The sequence below is a fragment of the Flavobacterium sp. UM26 genome, assembly GCF_057922445.1.
Genome location: NZ_JBVHCY010000020.1, coordinates 1 through 1,834 on the forward strand (window position 1 = coordinate 1; position 1,834 = coordinate 1,834).

Annotated in this window: 2 protein-coding genes; both read left to right on the plus strand. The window is 33.7% G+C overall.

Annotated features, from left to right (window positions below; genetic code table 11):
- The first annotated feature begins 145 nt into the window (after positions 1 to 145).
- Positions 146 to 949 carry a hypothetical protein gene (locus tag ACZ1AQ_RS15070; protein WP_489633685.1) on the plus strand — a complete coding sequence of 268 codons (804 nt, stop codon included), beginning with the start codon at positions 146 to 148 and terminating at the stop codon, positions 947 to 949.
- 245 nt (positions 950 to 1,194) lie between these two features.
- The gene (locus ACZ1AQ_RS15075) at positions 1,195 to 1,563 is read left to right on the plus strand and encodes a hypothetical protein (protein ID WP_489633687.1); all 369 of its coding nucleotides are present in this window, start codon (positions 1,195 to 1,197) and stop codon (positions 1,561 to 1,563) included.
- Positions 1,564 to 1,834 lie beyond the last annotated feature (271 nt).

Genomic DNA, 1,834 nt, shown 5'->3' on the forward strand with positions numbered 1-1,834 from the left:
CACACGCTACAAGCAAGCTGGGCAATTGGCTTAATTTGAAGATAGTTTGTGTTTGATGCATTTGTTTTTAACCGAAAGATTACGCATCTTTAATCCCAGCCTGCGTGTAGCGCGGGAACGTTATGTGTAACTGTAAAAGACGACAATGACAGACAATTTACCACAGAAACCAAAAGCATTTATAACAGACTTGAACGACTTTGACAAGAACGAAAAGTCGTTACATATGCCTGTTTCTGCTAAGAACCTTGACAGGCTAAAAGAATTGTCAATTGAAAACTTATGGCTAATTGGAGCTAATGACAAGGAATTAAGAAAAATACTTCCATTAGTTAATTTAAAGTACCTAAACTTATATCAAGTATTAGCAAAAGACTTGACAATTCTTGAAACACTTGACAAGACTGAGACGATAATTTTGAATTGGAATACTAAATCAACATCACTTTGGGACATCAGCAAAAATAAAGGCTTAAAGACACTTGAAATAACTGACTTTTCAAAACTAGAAGAAATCGACCAGCTTTCATTAGCAACTCAAATAAGCGACTTGACACTTGGTGGCGGACACGACAAACCATTGAAAATTAAGTCAATTAATCCGCTAAAGAATTTGACAAACTTAAAAACTCTCAGTCTGAAAAATCTGAAAATTGCAGACGATACTTTACAGCCATTAGGAAATCTGAAAAATTTAGAAACTCTGTTTTTGTCAAATCAATTTGAAACAAGAGAATACGCTTGGTTAGTAACGAGACTTCCAAAGACAAAATGCAAAATGTTCCAAGCAACAAACTCTTGTCACATTGTGGGGGCTGACAATAAATTGGTGTGGGACACAATGGTTACAGGACGAAAGAAATCATTTTTACTCTCAACCAAAGACCAAGCGAAAATTGACAAGCACATTAAAGACTTTGAAAAATTGAAAACCGAACTTGCAGAATAAAACAGCTACACATAACAGGCGTTTGGCAAGATTGCGAATTTTGTAGTAAATACACGTTTACATTTCGCAAGAAATTTTATCTTTGATAGAAAATAAACGGTTCCGAACTTCGCAACCTCGCCAAGCGCCGGAACGTTAGTAGCAAGCAGTTGACGAAAAAACTCCGCATAAAGAATTGTAATTGAAAAAAGTTAAAAAAAGTATTCTCAAATTGAGTTGCAATGCAGAAATAAATTGAAAAAAATATGGTTGGCGCAAGAGGAATTGACGAAATACTTAATAGAAAAGATAAAATAATCATTGGAACAATGTTATTATTTATTGTCATTTTAATGATTCTATTAAATCACTTTGGATATTTTGAAAACTCAAGAAGAGACAAAGTTTTAAATGAAGAATTTAAAACAAGCATTATCGGAAAATATGTTGACGAAAGTAATCATATGACGCCAAAGCTTAAACTAGGTAACGGAAATGAAATGATAAATTATTTTCCAAAACAAAACGTTGAACTGAATATTGGAGACAGTCTGATAAAGCGAAAAAATTCAACTGATATGCAAGTTTACAGAAATGAGAAAATTATTTATAGCATAAATCTATTAGAAAAGTAAAAACTAAAACTGAAAAGCAGAAAGCGGTAAATATTGCGCAAAAAAACATAAATAACGAAGAACTTTTGTGCTAACCCCGCCAGCTACTAACACACGCTACAAGCAAGCTGGGCAATTGGCTTAATTTGAAAATAGTTTGTATTTGGAACATTTGTTTTTAACCGAAAGATTACGCATCTTTAATCCCAGCCTGCGTGTAGCGCGGGAACGTTAGTGGCAAGCAACCGAAAAAACACAGAAAATCGAAATATGAAAATTAGACTCTTAATAC

Excerpts from the sequence above, each read along its gene's own strand:
- ACZ1AQ_RS15075 (WP_489633687.1), top strand. The coding sequence starts at position 1,195 with ATGGTTGGCGCAAGAGGAATTGACGAAATACTTAATAGAAAAGATAAA.
- ACZ1AQ_RS15070 (WP_489633685.1), top strand. The coding sequence starts at position 146 with ATGACAGACAATTTACCACAGAAACCAAAAGCATTTATAACAGACTTG.